Genomic DNA, 424 nt, shown 5'->3' on the forward strand with positions numbered 1-424 from the left:
CGGTGCAGGAACGGTTACCGTGCCGACGGTATCGCCGGCCTTGATCGTGATACTCGAGCCGTTATCGAGTTTCAGCGTTACGTCAGTGCCCGCTTTGTTGGAAAGCGTAGCGGTGTAAGTGATCTCGCCGCCTTCGTTAACGGCACTTGGTGCAGTCAGCGTCACAGTGGTGGTGTTATCAGTACCCGGGGTGTCAGTCACAGTCGTGGTGACTTTATCGGTCCCTGGAACTAGGTTCTCAAAATGCTCGCCGCCGGTCACGCCTTTAATGGCGGTGGTGACGGTTTGGTCGCCCTTGTAGACGTCATCAGGTGCAACAACCGAGATAGAACCGCTGGATTGGTTCACGCCGATAGTGATGGACTGACCGTTATCGAGAGTGACGGTGAGCGGATTGGTGATGTTGGTCACCGGCGCACCGTTT

The 424-nt window shown here is 56.1% G+C and carries 1 protein-coding gene; it reads right to left on the bottom strand.

Annotated elements, in window-relative coordinates; translation table 11 throughout:
• Positions 1-411: immunoglobulin-like domain-containing protein (locus QZR30_RS27915; RefSeq protein WP_311904786.1), on the bottom strand; the 411-nt coding region annotated here is incomplete at its 3' end.
• Positions 412-424: the final 13 nt, after the last annotated feature.

The organism is Pseudomonas sp. rhizo25 (genome assembly GCF_031931935.1).
In the GTDB taxonomy this organism is placed as follows: domain Bacteria; phylum Pseudomonadota; class Gammaproteobacteria; order Pseudomonadales; family Pseudomonadaceae; genus Aquipseudomonas; species Aquipseudomonas synxantha.